Genomic DNA, 18,278 nt, shown 5'->3' with positions numbered 1-18,278 from the left:
GGTGAAGCTCAAGATATGCCTTTCATTGTAAAAGCTTAAATTGACTATTTAAAGAACAGCCAAGCCACCATTGCTAAAATCATTAAGACAATAATCGAAATCAGACCGACCGAAGCATTTTTTTGTTGCTCTTTTTCTTGTGCCACAGGCGCTTTATTTACAACAGGTTGTTGTTCTGCGGCTGCTTGAATATTCACATGTTCAGGAATTGGCGCTGGCTTTGGAATCGCAACCTGTTGCGGCATACCATCACGACTGATCGGTGTCTCAACTGCGCGCTCAGCAATGCTTGGCATACCTTGATCATGTGCGGTCGAGCTGACAGGTTCGACTTCAATTTCTGGCAATTCAGTCACTGGCGCTAGAACTGAGAATACAAAACTCGAAAATTGCAGAATATCGCCATCATGCAATTCAGTTTCTTGATCTATACGCAGATCATTAATAAACGTACCATTGGATGAGTTTAAGTCCTGCACCCAAAGCATTTGATCTTTGAGCAATAGCGCCGCATGACGACGTGAAATATCCGCTGATTGCAATAAAATATCAGCATCTTGATGTCGCCCGACCAACATATCACGTTCAATCGTGATTTCTTTCCCCGTAAATTCACCTGTAATGGCTTGTAATTTCCAAGTCATAAACATCAATCCTTATCATAATTTCTTGCGATCATAGCATTGTGCCATATGCGCTTGTGTGCATCTACTGTGAAGATGCGGGATGAATCGTTGTGGTGGTCACCGTATTTTTACTTCGCTCAACTGCTTTCTTTTGTAAGGGCGGCTCTACTGTCGCAACTGGCGTGGTCACGGCCGTCGTTTGGTTTTGTGTTGCCGTTGGGACATTTTGATAAGGTGAAGCACTCACCGCAGATTGTTGACGATAAATATCGTTTACATTCTCAGGTAGTTTTGCAAAGTTGCCATTTTTATCCATCGAAAGCTGCAAACTATAGAGCTGATTATAGCGCTGTTGTGAGATACGACGGATATCATCCGAATCCCCTACAATAGTCGGATGGATAAACACCAAAAGATTACGTTTTTCATTACTGCGCGTATCGGCACGGAATAAACGTCCTAAATACGGAATATCCCCTAGCACTGGGATACTTTGACGAGTTAGGCTGGTATCATCAGAAATCAAACCACCCAAAATCACAGTTTGTCCATGATCAGCCAATACCGAGGTCTTAATCGCCCGTTTACTGGTCACCAAATCTGTTGCCTGCCCTCGATTAGGCTGAACATTCGAAACCTCTTGTTCAACCTCAAGACGAACTGACCCTCCTTCACCAATATGAGGTACAACTTTCAGCGTTATCCCCACATCCTTCCGCTCAACCGTCGTATATGGGTTCACGGTACTATTACCCTGAGTTGCAACTGACCCTGTGACAAATGGAACATTTTGCCCCACCACAATATAAGCTTCTTCATTGTCCATTGTGACAATTGATGGGGTCGATAAAAAGTTCGATTTAGTATTCGCTCTCAGCGCTTGTATCAGGGCACCGTACGCCTTGCGTGGGTTTTCAAAATTCCCGACACCTATTGAAGCCCCATCCCCCAAAGCACCTGCTGCACCTGCTGCACCGCCAGTTAGATAACCAGCTGCAATTTTGGACAGTCCAGAACCAAGATTGGAAAAATTAACCAGTCCAACACCGCTACTTAGATCACCTAGTACCCATTGCACACCGAGTTGATCGGCATCACTACCCACAATCTCAATAATCGCAGCCTCTATCAGCACTTGCTGACGACGGGTATCCAATTGTTGAATTGCTGATTCAATCTCACGCATTAACTGCGGATCAGCCTTAACCACTAAAGCATTCTGTGTACTGTCCGCAATAATACTAACACCACCACTATTAAAGCTGGTCACATCATTTTGACGATTATTAAAGCCACTGTTGAGGCTAATCCCCGAACTACCCGATGAATTACCTGAGGAACTGGTGCTTTGGTTATTCGAAATCAAATTGTTGATCGGATTGGATGCATTACTATTATTTGATGTAGATGATGATACCGACTGACCAGTAACCAAACCTTGTAAAATTTCAGCGAGACTTTTGGCACTGGCATATTTCAAACGGAAGACTTTTAAACCACCCAAACGATCTGCCGATGGCACATCCAACATCTCAACAATTTGACGCAAACGCTTACGTGAATCAGGATCGCCTTTGATCAGAATACGATTGGTGCGATTGTCCGCAATAATACGCACGCGCGAACCCATAAAATCTTTTGATGCGCCAGTTGCACTCATGGTTTCCAGCAAAGTGATCACTTCTTCAGCCTGACTCGACTGCAAGGTAATCGCCTCGATATCGTTCTGACCAGTGCCATCCAAATTACGTACAATATTTTCAAGCTGATAGATATTGGCTGCGCGATCAGAAACAATCAATGCATTGGTTCCAGCAACTGCCGCCAAGTGTGCAAACTGCGGCATCAGCGGACGTAAAGCAGGAACCAAATCATTCGGATTGGTATTTTGCAACCAAATCACACGGGTTACAATTTGATCACCACCTGCACTGTTACGCCCATCGTAGGGAATACCTGCATTTTTTACATTACTATCAGGCACCAAACGAATGGTGTTACCCGAAGGCAAAGCCACTACACCATTGACGCTGAGCACACCTAGAAACAGGTCATACACCTCATCTTTATTCAGCGGTTTATTCGAAATAACAGTAACATTGCCTCGCACACGAGGATCAACCGCAAAATTCTTGCCTGTAATATCTGCAACTTCGTTAATAAATGCTGCTAAGTCTGCATCACGTAGATTGATCTTCCATGTCTGTGCGTGTACATGGGTACTGATTGTCGCAACCAAAGGTGCTGCGGCAAGTAATGCCCAAAGTGGACGATGATGATTCAAAGAAGCCATAACCTGCACTTATTCCTAACTAATGTGATGAGGTGTTATCACTGAAAACTCTGTTGTATGGTCATCACTTGATCACCACGTTTTATTTCTATTTTGGCATGTCCTTGACGACGTACTTGCTCTAATAATTGTACTTCGCTCAGTCCTTGCCCGATTGTCTGTCCATTGACTGACAGGATACGATCACCTGAACGCAAACCCAACGTATTTTTTAAATTTGCTGGTGTTTGATCGGATATTTCATAACCATCCGCCCCACCACCGCTTACGCCCATATTTTTCATATATTGTTCGCGGTTGTCTTGCATCTGTTGAATCGCTTGACCCAATGCAGACTGCGGCGAGTTCTGAACAGGTTCTGGCATTTGGGTTTGAGGTGGAACATTATTCGGAGGGTTGATAACGGGATCGATCGGTTGATACAAACCTTTATCTAGTCCTTTGAATTTCACCTCACGTGTCGCACCATTTCCCTGCTTCAACACCACATGATCCCAATACACTTCCGCCAGTTGGTATGAGGTCGAACCTAAGGTCTCACCAACACGATAGCGGTCCGCCACATCGTTCAACTTTATGACCGCTGAAGACAAGAAGTTCGGCGAACCGAGCAGCACACCTTGTAATTCTAAATTGACATTGTCTTGGGTCGCTGTTGCTGCTGGCTCATTAAATAACGCAAATGAACTAATATTGGGAACTTGAGCTTGCTGCGAGCCCAGTTCAACTCGATCAAATTGCATCGATTGTGGCGGTGCAACCACCCACCAAAACAATGAAGCCAGTTTCCAGCAGAGCCATAAAATAAGCAAGGCTAAAATCAAAGGACTAAGTTTATCTAACTTTTGCCAACGCAGTTGTTGTATTTTCTGCATCAATGCGTCCATTACAAACCACCTTGCAGCAATGGCTGACGTGAACTAATCACAAAAGTATCCAATCCTGCTTTGCCTTGATAAGACGGAACATTGAGAAGCATGCGCTGTGTCAATTGCACATCAAGCATAAGACTTGCATCTAAACTTAAATTTGCCATTTTTTGACTGCGCTGATCACGAACATCAAGCTGTAATTGCCCGTTAGTATCTTTTAATTCAGCAACGAGCGATGGCATACTCATACGATCTTGACGTTGACCAAAGGTATAGGTCAACTCACCACCACCCCAGTTCAATCGTCCTTCTGTTGTACTAAAGCCCTTTTCTTGTTGATAATTCAATTGCACATCTGTGAGCTGAATTGCGTTCTCAGGCCACTGCCAATCTGCAAAATATTTTAATGTTTCAGGTGAAATTTCACCATTCAGATCCTTAATCACGATTTTTTTCCCCAAACCATAACCAAAGATACCGTTAAATTGAGTATTTCCACTGTGTATATCAAGATTGGCGCCTAAGCGAAATAACAACAAATCCAAGGGGCGTGTTTTCCAATTCACCGAACCACGTAGCTGGCCACGTTGCCAATCCGCCTGTCCCTGCCAAATATTGCCACTGACGTTATGTAGTAATTGATTATCTTTAGAAAATTTTGCGATTAGCCATGTTGCTGGAATCTGTAAAATAATAAAAATTAAAAATGCAAAAATGGCGAATACCCACCATCTCCATTGCTTGGTTTTTTTGTTCATCCTGCCCATACCAACATACAAGATATCATCCTTTTTTTGAAATACTCGCTCTGAATGACATTATGCATAATTTTTCAACATCGCCAATTCTCTCATATAAAAAAACCAAGCTTTTTCAGCTTGGTTTTTTACAAAGGATAAAGTCAGCGTATGACAAAACGATGACTTTTAAAACTTACTTAGATTAAGAAATCTTCAAGTTTCGCACCTTTTTCTAACTCAGCAACTAACCAGCGTGGTTGTTTACCACGACCAGTCCAAGTTTCCTCAGTATTGTTTTTATTACGGTAGCGTGGCTCTACAGCTTTACGTGTTGTTTTCTTACGTTTTTGCTCACCCGCTGCCAATAACTCTTCAACCGTAAATCCGATGCCTTCAGCAATCGCAACGATTTGATTATATGCATCTTCAATTGCTTGGTCTTTTTTACTCGCAATCAGTACTTCAGCTTCTGCTTGCAGACGCTTTAAATCTTCAACAGATAAATCACTAATATCTGGTTTCATCCGAACCACTCCAACTCAATAAGGAAATATATATCACGCAAAAATAAAATGAATTCAAAAATTCAGTTCAATATTAATTTATAAGCGATTAACTAATCAATATAAGAATAGTCGATTTAATGGCACTATAACAAAAAAAATGCTTTTTATTTACAATAAACTTCAAAAACATAAACCCAGTATAAAATATATATTTATCTATTTTAATTTAAACCAATTCAAAAACCAGCTTAACAACGCGCATATTAACCCCAATAAAAACACTTTTCGCCCTATTGATTAGAGCGGGATTCAATTACTCTCATTTTTATTTAAACAATAAAAGAACCCCATTATACACACCCTAAATAAAGACATAATTGTCTTTACAATTACATATTTAACATCAAATCATTTCCAACACTTGCCTCAAGCTGCACAATTTTCTGTCTAATCAGCTCTGGAATATTCGATTTCTTTGACGATACTTTATCAACACAGACAACCACCGCTTCACCCGTTGCGACGATCTGGTTTTGTGTTTCACTCCATAAAGTATATTGCATCCGAAATGCACTATTTCGAAGCTCTTCAACTTTCGCACCAATATGCAATACATCAGGGTAAAATACAGGTCTTAAATATTTACATTGGCTAGACGCCACCACCGTCAATATATCTTGATCGAAGATATTTAATGCCATTAAATAAACAATGCGAGCACTTTCGATATAACGATAATATTGCACATTATTTACATGACCAAAAGCATCCATATCCCCCCAAGCAACGGTTTGCTTATGCACAACTGGATAGACAGACAATTCATTCATATTTAGACTCATAGCTTAAAATTAAGAAAATTAACATCATTTTCAAATATTAAATTCAACTGTTTGATTAAATCAAGATTATCCCCAAGCACTGACTTAATTCGTAAATAACTCATTAATATATTATCAGGATATAAAGTTAATAATTGTTCTGCATCAAGGTGACGCTGGGTTGCGACATAAATATGCCACTTTGCAAAGGTCAGCATGGGAACACTGGTATAGCGCTGTTCAAGCTGCATAATACGTTGTTCAACATAACCATAATCAGGAATTTGCTTTAACAACTGTTGCTGGAACCAGAGATAAAATACTTCTGGATCAAAATGCTCCTGCAACAAATGTAACGCCAAATCTTCATGCTGCAGACTCATCTCTGGCATCCGTGCCAATAATTTTAGCCACAACACTTTGCTACTATAAGGACGAGCTTGAATTTCGCTTTGCAACGCGAGATAACGCTGCTGTAAGGCCGCTAAATCATCAACGGAAGCCTGATCGAACTGGATCAAAAGCTGTTGTAACCATAAATCACGGTGCGCTGCATCCAACAAACCATATTGCGTCGTTTGTAGAAATAACCAAGGTTTTTGTAAAGCAAGTTTCCCCCATAGGGTGGTCATACGTTGCTGATACGCTGTTTCTACTTCAAGCAACCATGGAGAAAGCTGGTGCTGCATCAAAAACTCTAAGTGTATCAGTGCTTTTTCTGTTTCTTGCTGTTCTAGAAAAATATCAATCCGTTGCAGTTCTGCCAGCTCAAAAGCCATCGGGGCTGACCGATCCAAGCACTGCAAGGCTGTATCAAAATCGCCATTTTTATAATCAAATTGCGCATCAACAATATGACTCAGCAATCCTGACTGCGTAAAAACACGTTCAATAAACACCTGTTGATCTTTCGCTGCATCCAGTAACCAAACAACGCAAAGCTGCTCATAAGGATGCAAATCATTAAAATGCAAAACCGTTTCTTTTTTGCGTTGCTCACGCACAATATAACGTTTACCAAACAGCCAAAAGAGTTGCGCTAAAAAACTCACAGAAATGAACAGCGCGATCAATCCCCATACGCTACTTTGGAATTGCCATTCTCGCCAATAGATATAAGCATAGCCGTGGCCATAGCCATAACTCAACACCGCAAACAAGGCGAATAACACTATGCTTGCAAGTAAATAGATCAGTACTAAATGCTTCATGATCAACTATCCCAACAAGCCTAGTGTGATTAATTTTGGTGTTGGTACTGCCGGAAGATTTAAAATTTTATCCAAGCGGCGCTTCATTTTCTGGCTGTTCTGATCAGGCAACTCAGCCAATAAGGTCATCACCTCTTGAACCGACTTACGGTATTCGATTAATTGCCCCTGATTCAACGCTTGTGATGCCAGTAATAAGCGCAACTGCGCCTCTTTCAAAGTAATATTACGATGCATTAAATCAGGTGAAGAGCGCTGCACTTTTTCCAACCTAAACCAATGCCACCATGTAAAAGACTCATCTTTTGCAATCGTCAACTTAGGATTTTTCAGCTCGTGCTGGATTTGCTGATCCAGTTCCTGCAATAAATCCTGCAATTGTTGTTGTTGCTGGTTTTGGGCCAGAATAAATTGCTGAATGGCTTGTTTATCTTGTTCAATTGCGTTGGTGAGACTGTGCTCTAACGCTGGTGATAGCACGGATTGAGCAATATGTTGATGCACCTGATCTAAATGATCTAGTGCATAAATAAACTGTTGCTGATCTAAAGCAAATTGAACCAGTTGTAATTGTTGTTGAATTAAAATGACTGGGGCAATTCCCGTCACCATCATAGGCGTCATACTATAATCAGTAGATTCTGCAACACCACTATTTTGTAACTGACGCTGCACAGCAACCAATTGGTCATTCAATAATGCATAACGTTGTTCTGTTTGAGCAAGTTGTTGTTGTAGTTCAGGAACGCTTTGAGTATTTTGCGCAACATCATAACTCAGCTTGGCTAACCACAATAAGCTCAGCAGTAGGATTAAATACACAACTTTTCTCATACCATTCCTTGCCAGTCACTCATGCGTTGAATAATCTCTGATGCAGATAAATTTTCAAGCTGAATAATGTTAATTGCGCCGCCGACTTGCACTTGCGAATCCATTAGAATTTTTGTCAACCGCTCGCCTAAAGTCAGATAAATCCATTGCACATCGCTTGGGTATTGAGCACAAAGTTGCAACCAATTGTGCCAACTGGCTTCACTGCTGATCATCACAGCAACAGGTTGATGGGGCTTAAGTTTTTTCAATATATCTAAAAAATCTGTCAAACTTTGTTCAGGGCACTGACGACGATAGAGTACAAAGTTAAGAATAGAAACACCACGTTGCTGCAATTGTTGCATCATAAACTGCCGCCCCCCCTGACCTCGCCAGAAAGCAATTTTATTTAAATTTTCCCTTTGTTTTAAAATGGGCAGCTCTAGCATTCCTTCTGAGTTTTCAACCTCAGGGACCTCACTTACAATATTAAACTTGGCCAGCGCATGTGCAGTTGCCTGCCCCACAGCAATCCATTGAATATGCTTGAGCTGCGCCAACTGCATACCCGCTTGTTGTAAGTAACGCATGCCAATTTCAGCAGCGGTCGGACTCACCACGACGATGACTTGAGTCTCATCAAGTTGCTGATAAAGGTGTTGCAATGCATCGGAAAAATCTTCAGCAACCAACTCAAGTAACGGCAAAGCCTCGACCTGATACCCCACCGCAACTAATGCTTGTGTCAGTGAAGCTGCGCGATCTTCAGGACGAGTATTGATAAAAAGCATTAATACAACGCTTTTAACAATTCGTCCGCACCTTGTTCACGTAACCGCTGTCCAAGCTGCTCACCCAATTGCTCCGCCTCTGCCGCCGTACCGACCAGTTGCTCTTTCAATAAGATCTTACCATCAACGCTGCCAACTCGCCCTTCGATCCGCAATTGATTATTTGCTAAAGTCGCATAGCCTGCGATTGGTACTTGGCAACCGCCCTCCAAATAAGCATTAAAGGCACGTTCCGCACGCACACAAATCGAGGTTTCTTCATGTTGCAGTGGTTGTATCAATTTGAGTAATTCTGCATCATCTGCACGACATTCTAAACCAAGCGCACCTTGTCCAACTGCGGGTAAGCTCACCACTGGCGTTAAACAATGACGAATTCGGTCTGCCAAACCTAAGCGCTTTAAACCTGCACTGGCTAAAATAATGGCATCATACAAACCATCATCCAACTTCGATAACCGCGTGCCGACATTACCACGCAAATCAATGATTTCTAAATCAGGACGTTGTTGTAAAATTTGGCATTTACGACGCAGGCTAGAAGTCCCGACTTTTGCACCTTGTGGCAATTCATCAAAATGCTGATATTGATTTGAAACAAATGCGTCTAAAGGATCTTCACGTTCACAAATGACTGCAAGCGTTAAACCTTGCGGCAAGTGCATTGGAACATCTTTCATTGAATGTACGGCCAAATCAGCACGACCATCCAACAAAGCGGCTTCCAACTCTTTCACAAATAATCCTTTGCCCCCAATTTTGGCTAATGGGGTATCCAAAATCTTATCACCTTGTGTTACAAACTTAACCAGTTCAACCGTTAAATCTGGATACAGCTCGTTTAAACGAGAACGAATATGCTCCGCCTGCCACAGTGCAAGAGGGCTTTGTCGAGTCGCAATTTTTAAGGTTTTCATAAATCCAAATTAGGTATTGATCAAGGCAATTGTTCCAAACTTAACTTGATCACCTAAAATTGCAAGTAAAAAATCATAAAGCCGTATGTATCCTGCTAAAAAATACGGTATTTACAATTGATGCATACAGTCTCTTAAACTGGGTAAATGACGACGACTCACCGACAAACGCTCGTCCAGTTCACGCAATCGCACCTGATATTGTCCTGCGGCCACCAGTTCAAGACCTTCTAAATAATCAAGAGAAACCAGTGCATTTCGATGAATTCGAATAAAACGATCAGCAAACTCCAACTCTAAATCTTTCAGTGTTTCATCAATCAGCACACTGCCATGCTTATGGCGCACGGTGACATATTTCTGATCTGCTAAAAAGTAATACACATTTTCTAAGGGGATCAACTCGACCCCACGATAAGTTTTTGCAGCAATTTGATGACGCTGATTTTTTACATCATACAACTCATCTTGTTGCAAACCCGTCATTTGAGCTTGCGTCAGTTGGGTTAAATGATGAAATACCTGTTCCAAATCTTGTAGCGCCACAGGCTTGAGTAAATACCCCTGCGCTTGAAACTTAAATGCTTCCAGTGCATGTTGATCGTAGGCTGTACAAAAAATAATGGCAGGGCGAGGATTTAAATGGCGCAGTTGTTCCGCACATTCCAAACCATTCATTCCAGGCATTTGAATGTCTAATAAAACAACATCGGGCGAAGCATTTTCAATATGACTTAACACATCTTGTCCATGATGTGCCGTCGCAACGACTTCATGTCCCATTTGAGTAACTAAACGTGATAAACGCTCTACCGCTAACGGTTCATCATCCGCAATTAGGACTTTCATCCTTTCCTCCTTGTCACCGCTAACATCATCCATATTTTTTATGGTTAACTTGACTTATTATTTTACTCGATAGTGGTAGCACACCACTGTGGTATATAACGATGCGCCCCCATAAACCTGAAATTTTACGGTTTGACCATAATATGCTTTCAAACGCTGCTCTACATTTTCAATCGCAATACCATTTCCTTTTCGCGGTTTTATTGTATCGCGAGAATAAGGGTTAGTAATGACTATGCTGACTTGATTTTGCAATATTTCAACCAATACGCTGATTGTTGACTGCTGCAAAACCTTTTCTACCCCATGAAAAATACTATTCTCAAGCAAAGGTTGCAATGTTAATAATGGAATTGTGACTCGTTTTAACTCAAGTGGTGTCGCTTGTATATTCCACTCGACCTTTAAACGATCCCCCAAACGTATTTTTTCGATGCTTAAATACTGCTGACATAAATCTATTTCTTCAGCCAGACTCACCAATTTAAGCTCCTGAAAACTCGCACGGAATAGTCGTGACAAACTAATCAACATATTTTCAGCTTTATCTGGATCTATGCTAATTAAACTGACCACACTGTTTAAACTATTAAAGAGAAAATGTGGATGAATCCGTGCCTGCATCGCTTGAATACGCGCATTCAGCTCACTATATTGCTGATTGAGCCACTGTTCCCGCATATATAAATATCGCAAACAAAATGCACCCAGCAACACACCATAACTCAAATGCAGACTCATGCCATGAAACAAAATTGCCTCAGAAAAGCCCCCTGAACGCACCGTCCAATATTGGAGAATATTCACCGCACAGGTTGTCAACAACACTATCAGCAGCAATAAAATAAAACCTAGAGTTAATGCGACTTTCTGACTAAATTTGGCAAAAAAACCTTGAAAATAATCAACACATGCGGCAAAGGACAAAATCACCCAGTTAATAAAGAAGATATATTGCAAGACACGAACACCTTGTAATGCTTGCCATGACTGAGCTTCAGCCAAGGCCAACACCATTGCCAAGACATTACTGGCAACAATTAATTCCAATAAGTATTGCCATTGCCCAATTTTCGTAAAAAAATAGGAGCCAGATCGATTCAACTGACGAGATTGCGATAACTTCTTACGTCGAGTTTCGGCAACTGCGTTTGGATTTGCTATACTCTTTTTTATTTTCCTGAGCTGCCATGACCACATCTTCTCAATCCTCTTCTTCAGCAAACCCTCATCAAACCTCTGGAATGTGGGGCGGTCGTTTTTCAGAAGCAACAGATGCCTTTGTTGCAGAATTTACCGCATCTGTGCAATTTGACCAACGTTTTTATAAACAAGATATTGCTGGCTCAATCGCACATGCAACCATGCTTGCCAAAGTGGGTGTACTCACCGAAGCTGAACGTGATGACATTATTCAAGGTTTAAGCACAATTCAAGCAGAAATTGAAGCGGGCAACTTTGAATGGCGCATTGATTTAGAAGATGTGCATATGAATATTGAGTCTCGCTTGACTCAACGTATCGGTATTACAGGCAAAAAACTGCATACTGGGCGTAGCCGTAATGACCAAGTTGCGACGGATATCCGCTTATATTTGCGTGATGAAATTGATGACATCCTCGGTTTATTACTCCGCTTACAAAAAGGCTTACTTGGTCTAGCGAGCAAAAATACCGACACCATCATGCCAGGATTCACTCACTTACAAACCGCTCAGCCTGTGACTTTTGGTCATCATCTCTTGGCTTGGTTTGAAATGCTGGTACGTGATACTGAACGCCTACAGGACTGCCGCAAACGTGTCAATCGTATGCCACTTGGTTCAGCTGCTTTGGCAGGTACCACCTACCCGATTGATCGTGCTTTTACCGCTGAGCTATTAGGTTTTGAGGCTATTTCTGAGAACTCGCTTGATGCAGTGTCTGATCGTGATTTTGCCATTGAATTCAATGCTGCGGCATCTTTAATCATGATGCACTTGTCACGTATGTCAGAAGAATTGATTTTATGGACTTCAGCGCAATTCAAGTTTGTGAATATTCCTGATCGTTTTTGTACTGGTTCTTCAATCATGCCGCAGAAGAAAAACCCTGATGTGCCTGAGTTGGTTCGTGGGAAGTCTGGACGCGTGTTTGGTGATTTGATTAGCCTACTAACATTAATGAAAGGTCAACCTTTGGCCTACAACAAAGACAATCAAGAAGACAAAGAACCTTTGTTTGATGCAATTGATACCGTTCGTGGTTCATTGATGGCTTTTGCCGACATGGTGCCAGCATTGGTCCCAAATATTGAGATCATGCGTGAAGCAGCATTACGTGGCTTCTCAACAGCAACGGACCTTGCAGACTATTTAGTAAAAAAAGGTGTGGCTTTCCGTGATGCGCATGAAATTGTGGGTAAAGCGGTTGCTTTAGGTGTTGCGGAAGAAAAAGATTTGTCTGAACTCACACTGGAGCAATTACAGCAATTCTCTGATTTAATTACTGCGGACGTTTTTGACAAAGCATTGACCTTAGAAGCATCTGTCAATGCGCGTAATCATATTGGCGGAACTTCACCAAAACAAGTTGAAGCTGCTATTGTACGTGCACACACTCGCCTAGAACAGTTATACGCTTAAGGATTGATGATGACTAGACAAGTATTTTGCCGTAAATACAAACAAGAGCTTGAAGGCTTAGATTTTGCCCCTTTTCCAGGTGCAAAAGGTCAAGCCTTTTTTGAAACGGTTTCAAAACAAGCTTGGCAAGAATGGTTAAAACACCAAACCACACTGATTAACGAAAAACGTTTAAATGTGTTTGAACCAGATGCAAAGAAGTTTTTAGAAGAACAGCGTGAAAAATTCTTTGATAATGATGAAAGTGTTGAAAAAGCTGAAGGCTGGAAGCCTGAAGAAAATTAAAGCAACGCTTTAATTTTCTTCAAGACAAGGACGAAGTCCGCGTAGGCTGTAATCGAAAAGAATCTAACTGCGCAAGATGAGAAGCTATGCTTCGAATTCTAGGAAGGCAACACTTTAATTTTCTGCAAGACAAGGACAAAGTCCGCGTAGGTTGTAATCGAAAAGAATCTAGCTTCGCAAGAAAGGATAACGCTTTGTCTTCTGTAAGGACCACATCTGCATAGGCTCTAAGCTCAAAAGCATCACCGAAAGTGTATCCATTATTCAACGTAAAAAGAGAGCCTAAATTGGCTCTTTTTTTACGTGACATTTACATTAGCAATAAAGCCTTACAGAGCATACACACTTGTCTACATGACAGTGATGCGCGTTGCGCTTATATTTAATTCAGAAGGACAAAGAGATACGTTGATATCTCACGTAACACATGATATTTCTCTCCCAGACTTTCCCCCGAAGTCTGGGATTTTTTTATCTCACTAATTCAACAATACGTATTCCCAGATCACAAAACCTAAGCCAAATCCTAGAAAGGCATAAAGGATAATAATAAAAAATACAAAACTTGCTTTATTGTTCTTTTTTAAAAAACGCATCATCGTCTTCGTACCTTAATCTGAGATTAAGATCATTTTGAATGCATCTACCGTCAAAACATAGACACAGAGTTTTTGCAAAAAACTATAACAGACCTACTCACCTAAACATGAAGGGTGGCAACATCATGCTATAAACAGAAAAGCTGAGCCAGAAATCACTTCAATGCTCAGCTAATCTTTTTTAATTTATTAAAATTCAAAGAAAACAGGACAAATTATTTTTGATGTAGTTTTTGTTCAATTTCTTCAATACTGGTATGGCGGACATCTGTACCCTTTGCCATATAAATCACTTGTTCTGAAATATTGCGAGCATGATCACCAATACGCTCTAATGAACGTAGTACCCACATCACATTAATCACACGTGAAATATGACGCGGATCTTCCATCATATACGTCATTAAAGTACGTGTTGCAGACTGATATTCACGGTCAATATCCACATCTGCCATCACAACTTTCAAGGCTTGCTCCACGTCCAAACGCGCAAAAGCATCTAAGGCATCATGGATCATCACACGGACTTGGTTACCAATATGACGCGTTTCCATATAGCCACGTGGTGACTCACCTTCCTCACATAAGTTTTGAGCGATACGGGCAATTTTTGCCGCTTCATCACCAATACGCTCTAAATCAGTATTGGCTTTACTCATCGCAATAACCATACGTAAATCAATCGCTGCGGGATGACGACGTGCCAAAATCAAGGTTAAACCTTCATCTATATCACGTTCAAGCTGATTAACGGCATTGTCTTTAAACTGTACATCCATTGCTAAATTGGCATCAGTATCTAAAAGTGCATGAATTGCATTGGCAACCTGTTGCTCAACCAATCCCCCCATGCTCATAAATTTGGTATGCACATCTTGTAAGTCTTCATTAAATTGAGAAGAAATATGATGACTTAACACAGGATTACTCGGACTCACAGTATGCCTCCACTAGACACATGGAAAATGATGGATGATTAAAACACAGCAATGATGAAACTTTTATGACAGTCAATCCTTCGATTTCATCTTTATATCTCAAGCCTTATAATCATGCCGCGATAACAACTTATATCCAAGAACTTTATTATGCGTATTTTAAATCTTTGTATAACGAGCTGCATTTTATTACTCGGCTGCCAAAAACCAATACAATCACAAAATGAACAGGCTCCCCAACAAGCTGCCAAAAAAACAACTTCTCAAGAGAAGTGTCAAGAATTAGATCAAATCATGCAGAAAATTGATAATCACAGTACCATTGAAGCATTAAACCAAATTAACGCTCAACTCAAACAATGTATTGCAACAGTAGAAAATGCTCAACAATTAAAATGGTTGGAAAGTTCAACACAAATGTATCAACGTTTTTTTGCAGAAGCAGGTTGGAGTGTAAACAATAACAAATTCTACGATTACACCATCAGTATTTTAGATAATACTGATCAAGCCGACGATGCCCCTATAAAACTAGGTGACCCCGCATTATTTAAATTATTGCCTGCTCGTGATCAGTATTTATTAAAGCATCAAGGAGAAGCCTACATCAAATTACAAGATGTGGGTGAAGCAATTTTTGAATACCATAGACAGCCCCAATATATCATTGATATTTTTGCACCAGCTCTACCCAAAGACCAACAAGTTTTTGTACAACGGATGGCAAAGGATAATCAAGACTTACTGTATAGTGACGCCGCTCTCACTGTATCATGGGCAGAGTTAGTAGAACGTGCCTTATTCTGGGAACAATATTTACAACAATATCCTAATGCAATATTTAAAGCAGATGCGCAGAATTTATTCCATGAATACCGCTATTTAATTTTCTTTGGGTCGGATAACACACCTGTTTCCGACCTATTTTTCAAAGATGCATGGATCAATGAAGAGGCTTTAACCGAAATAAAAAAGTTAGCCAAACGACAGGACACAAGTCTACACATTCCTGCCAAAAAATTTCTCAACTTTATTCAGTTTTCACTTGATGAACACAATCAAGTAATGAATATCAGTGATTCCCCTTATGTACACTTACAAAAATTTTTAGATATAAAAAATCCTTGGGATGATCACAATGGACGAGACTGTCATACTGATGCTGTCTGTTTGCAATATTCAGTGAATTAATCCTGTAATTTTTTCTAAACCTGCTAAACTTTCCCCATAGCTTGACGGAGCGCAGTTAATCAACTGCTGAGATGATCTTAATCCTTAGATTTAAAGATCAGTACCGTTGAACCTGATCAGGTTAACACCTGCGTAGGAATCAAGCCCAACAAAAACCTAGCCTCTATTTATTCAAAAGATAAATCTGCCATTGTTTTTGATCGTGCTTGATTCGTTAATGCTCTCCATAAGGATCATGCCATGAATCAATTAACGAATCTTTCCCCTGCTGATATTTCTGCTCAACATGAGCAAGACGCTAAAGATTTAACTCGTATTTTACCTGCATCAAACAAAGTTTATGTAGAAGGTTCTCGCCCAGATATCCAAGTGCCATTCCGTGCAATCAGTCTCACTGACACGCCAACAGGCTTAGGCGGTGAACATAATCCACCCGTAATGATTTATGACACCTCAGGCGTTTATACCGACCCAAATGTACAAATCGACCTCAACAAAGGCCTACCCTCTGTTCGTCAAGCATGGATTGAGGAACGTGATGATACTGATGTTCTTTCAGGTTTGAGTTCTGAATTTGGACAAGCACGTTTAAAAGATATTCGTACTGCTGACATTCGTTTCGCACATATTCAAAATCCACGTCGCGCTAAAGCGGGCAAAAACGTCTCACAAATGCATTATGCTAGACAGGGCATTATCACCCCTGAAATGGAATATATTGCTATTCGTGAGAATCAACGCCAACGTGAAGGCGTTGATATGCGTCAGCATGCAGGTCAAAACTTTGGCGCAAGAAACCTAAAAGAAATTACCCCTGAATTTGTGCGTCAAGAAGTTGCTGAAGGGCGTGCAATTATCCCTGCCAATATCAACCATCCTGAAATTGAACCAATGATTATTGGTCGTAATTTCTTGGTGAAAATTAATGCCAATATCGGCAACTCTGCACTTGGCTCATCGATTGATGAAGAAGTGGCTAAAATGACGTGGGCAACCCGTTGGGGTGCCGATACCATTATGGATCTATCGACAGGTAAGAATATCCATGAAACCCGTGAATGGATTATTCGCAACTCACCTGTTCCAATTGGTACTGTGCCAATCTATCAGGCGTTAGAAAAAGTAGACGGCGTTGCAGAGGATTTAACTTGGGAAATCTTTAAAGACACGCTGATTGAACAAGCTGAACAAGGTGTGGATTATTTCACCATTCATGCGGGTGTGTTACTGCGCTATGTGCCAATGACAGCAGGTCGTTTAACAGGCATCGTGTCTCGTGGTGGTTCGATTATGGCGCAGTGGTGTTTAGCGCATCATGAAGAAAACTTCTTGTACACCCATTTTGATGAAATCTGCGAAATTATGAAAGCCTATGACGTGTCATTTAGCTTAGGTGATGGTTTACGTCCGGGTTGTATCCAAGATGCCAACGATGAAGCACAATTTAGTGAACTGAAAACTTTAGGTGAGTTGACACATCGCGCTTGGGAACATGATGTTCAAGTGATGATTGAAGGCCCGGGTCACGTGCCAATGCACATGATCAAAGAAAATATGGATCTACAACTTGAAGTGTGTAAAGAAGCGCCGTTCTATACACTTGGACCACTGACCACTGATATTGCACCAGGCTATGACCACATCACCTCTGCCATTGGCGCAGCAATGATTGGTTGGTATGGCACTGCAATGCTGTGTTATGTCACCCCAAAAGAGCATCTAGGCTTACCGAACAAGAAAGATGTGAAAGACGGCATCATTACCTACAAAATCGCAGCCCATGCAGCCGACTTAGCCAAAGGTCATCCGGGCGCTCAGGTTCGGGATAACGCACTGTCGAAAGCACGTTTTGAATTCCGTTGGGATGATCAGTTTAATTTGAGTTTAGACCCAGACACTGCACGTAGCATGCATGATGAAACGCTTCCGAAAGACGCACATAAATCAGCGCATTTCTGTTCAATGTGTGGCCCTAAATTCTGTTCAATGAAGATCACACAGAATGTGCGAGATTATGCGCAAAACCAACACAATGCCAAGCAATCAAATGATGCTGAAACAGAAGTTGAAGCAGGTCTCAATGCAATGAAAGCCGCCTATCAGGAACATGGTCAAAAATTGTACCACAAAGTGTAAATCAGCTAAAAAAAGATTTGCCTGCCAAACATTCTCGGTTAGGATGAGATATGTACAATCTCA

Annotated in this window: 18 protein-coding genes and 1 riboswitch; of the genes, 4 read left to right on the top strand and 14 right to left on the bottom strand. The window is 41.0% G+C overall.

Annotation, left to right across the window (positions count from 1 at the left end):
* Nucleotides 1-44 precede the first annotated feature (44 nt).
* The 12 genes from MMP72_RS02395 to MMP72_RS02340 all read right to left on the bottom strand — a co-directional run bounded on the left by MMP72_RS02395 (nt 45) and on the right by MMP72_RS02340 (nt 11,642).
* The gene (locus tag MMP72_RS02395) at nt 45-644 is read right to left on the bottom strand and encodes an FHA domain-containing protein (RefSeq protein WP_241314191.1); all 600 of its coding nucleotides are present in this window, start codon (nt 642-644) and stop codon (nt 45-47) included.
* Between the two features lie 64 nt (nt 645-708).
* On the bottom strand, nt 709-2,919 hold the full coding sequence (gene gspD / locus MMP72_RS02390) for a type II secretion system secretin GspD (protein ID WP_241314189.1): 2,211 nt from the start codon (nt 2,917-2,919) through the stop codon (nt 709-711).
* 38 nt (nt 2,920-2,957) lie between these two features.
* Complete coding sequence (locus MMP72_RS02385; RefSeq protein WP_241314186.1) at nt 2,958-3,806, bottom strand: type II secretion system protein N; 849 nt, start codon at nt 3,804-3,806, stop codon at nt 2,958-2,960.
* Nucleotides 3,806-4,549 (bottom strand): type II secretion system protein N, encoded by a 744-nt coding sequence (gspN, locus tag MMP72_RS02380; protein ID WP_241314184.1) that lies wholly within the window; start codon nt 4,547-4,549, stop codon nt 3,806-3,808. The genes MMP72_RS02385 and gspN overlap by 1 nt, the downstream gene beginning before the upstream one ends.
* Before the next feature lie 179 nt (nt 4,550-4,728).
* Nucleotides 4,729-5,055 (bottom strand): H-NS histone family protein, encoded by a 327-nt coding sequence (locus MMP72_RS02375; RefSeq protein WP_241314182.1) that lies wholly within the window; start codon nt 5,053-5,055, stop codon nt 4,729-4,731.
* A 371-nt stretch (nt 5,056-5,426) separates the two neighbouring features.
* Complete coding sequence (locus tag MMP72_RS02370; protein WP_241314180.1) at nt 5,427-5,867, bottom strand: thioesterase family protein; 441 nt, start codon at nt 5,865-5,867, stop codon at nt 5,427-5,429.
* Nucleotides 5,868-5,875: 8 nt separating this feature from the next.
* Nucleotides 5,876-7,069, bottom strand: a complete 1,194-nt coding sequence (locus tag MMP72_RS02365; protein WP_241314178.1) for a heme biosynthesis protein HemY — start codon at nt 7,067-7,069, stop codon at nt 5,876-5,878.
* Nucleotides 7,070-7,075: 6 nt separating this feature from the next.
* Nucleotides 7,076-7,903: a hypothetical protein gene (locus tag MMP72_RS02360; RefSeq protein WP_241314176.1), complete on the bottom strand. Its 828-nt coding sequence runs from the start codon at nt 7,901-7,903 to the stop codon at nt 7,076-7,078.
* Nucleotides 7,900-8,676, bottom strand: a complete 777-nt coding sequence (locus MMP72_RS02355) for a uroporphyrinogen-III synthase (RefSeq protein WP_241314174.1) — start codon at nt 8,674-8,676, stop codon at nt 7,900-7,902. Before MMP72_RS02355 ends, MMP72_RS02360 begins: the two co-directional genes overlap by 4 nt.
* Nucleotides 8,676-9,593, bottom strand: coding sequence for a hydroxymethylbilane synthase (gene hemC, locus MMP72_RS02350; RefSeq protein ID WP_241314172.1), 918 nt, complete (start codon nt 9,591-9,593; stop codon nt 8,676-8,678). The genes MMP72_RS02355 and hemC overlap by 1 nt, the downstream gene beginning before the upstream one ends.
* Nucleotides 9,594-9,704: 111 nt before the next feature.
* Nucleotides 9,705-10,442: a LytTR family DNA-binding domain-containing protein gene (locus MMP72_RS02345; RefSeq protein WP_241314170.1), complete on the bottom strand. Its 738-nt coding sequence runs from the start codon at nt 10,440-10,442 to the stop codon at nt 9,705-9,707.
* 57 nt (nt 10,443-10,499) lie between these two features.
* A complete protein-coding gene (locus tag MMP72_RS02340; RefSeq protein WP_241314168.1) occupies nt 10,500-11,642 on the bottom strand; it encodes a histidine kinase in 1,143 nt (380 codons plus the stop codon).
* Here MMP72_RS02340 and argH point away from each other — a divergent pair.
* Both argH and MMP72_RS02330 read left to right on the top strand, forming a co-directional pair.
* Nucleotides 11,633-13,066, top strand: coding sequence for an argininosuccinate lyase (argH, locus tag MMP72_RS02335; RefSeq protein WP_241314166.1), 1,434 nt, complete (start codon nt 11,633-11,635; stop codon nt 13,064-13,066). The two genes, MMP72_RS02340 and argH, sit on opposite strands and share 10 nt — an antisense overlap.
* A 9-nt stretch (nt 13,067-13,075) precedes the next feature.
* Complete coding sequence (locus MMP72_RS02330) at nt 13,076-13,351, top strand: oxidative damage protection protein (RefSeq protein ID WP_241314164.1); 276 nt, start codon at nt 13,076-13,078, stop codon at nt 13,349-13,351.
* A 479-nt stretch (nt 13,352-13,830) separates the two neighbouring features.
* On the opposite strand, the gene MMP72_RS02325 is transcribed toward MMP72_RS02330, so the two are convergent.
* On the bottom strand, nt 13,831-13,947 hold the full coding sequence (locus MMP72_RS02325; RefSeq protein WP_121930643.1) for a hypothetical protein: 117 nt from the start codon (nt 13,945-13,947) through the stop codon (nt 13,831-13,833).
* A gap of 218 nt (nt 13,948-14,165) precedes the next feature.
* Nucleotides 14,166-14,888, bottom strand: coding sequence for a phosphate signaling complex protein PhoU (gene phoU / locus MMP72_RS02320; protein WP_241314162.1), 723 nt, complete (start codon nt 14,886-14,888; stop codon nt 14,166-14,168).
* Between the two features lie 150 nt (nt 14,889-15,038).
* On the opposite strand from phoU, the gene MMP72_RS02315 reads away from it, so the two are divergent.
* Nucleotides 15,039-16,079 carry a hypothetical protein gene (locus tag MMP72_RS02315; protein WP_241314160.1) on the top strand — a complete coding sequence of 347 codons (1,041 nt, stop codon included), beginning with the start codon at nt 15,039-15,041 and terminating at the stop codon, nt 16,077-16,079.
* A gap of 35 nt (nt 16,080-16,114) precedes the next feature.
* Nucleotides 16,115-16,235, top strand: a riboswitch (TPP riboswitch).
* A gap of 84 nt (nt 16,236-16,319) precedes the next feature.
* On the top strand, nt 16,320-18,215 hold the full coding sequence (gene thiC / locus MMP72_RS02310; RefSeq protein WP_241314158.1) for a phosphomethylpyrimidine synthase ThiC: 1,896 nt from the start codon (nt 16,320-16,322) through the stop codon (nt 18,213-18,215).
* Nucleotides 18,216-18,278: the final 63 nt, after the last annotated feature.

The organism is Acinetobacter sp. NIPH 2699 (assembly GCF_022549355.1).
Taxonomy (GTDB): Bacteria; Pseudomonadota; Gammaproteobacteria; order Pseudomonadales; family Moraxellaceae; genus Acinetobacter.
Note: the sequence above shows the minus strand (reverse complement) of the source record. Positions and strands in the feature narration are given on the sequence as shown.